The sequence below is a fragment of the Cellulosimicrobium sp. GQ32 genome, assembly GCF_059758455.1.
Map to the genome: position 1 here is coordinate 1 of NZ_JCAXEP010000048.1, position 209 is coordinate 209.

The 209-nt window shown below is 63.6% G+C and carries 1 protein-coding gene; it reads left to right on the forward strand.

Annotated features, from left to right (window positions below):
- Nucleotides 1-209 (forward strand): integrase core domain-containing protein (locus AC6CH9_RS20875; protein WP_498156611.1); only part of this gene is annotated, 209 nt, incomplete at its 5' end.

Here is a 209-nt window from a genome sequence, read left to right on the forward strand (position 1 = left end):
ACAACGGCAAGGTCGAGCGCTACCAACGCATCCTGACCGACGAGGTCCTCTACGCCCGCGCCTGGAACAGCGAAGACGAACGCGCGCAGGCGATCAGCACCTGGAACATCCACTACAACTACCATCGACCCCACACCGCCGCCGGGAACCAGCCCCCAGCAGCACAACTCCGCTCAGGCGTCACCAACGTCATGGCCAGCAACAGCTAG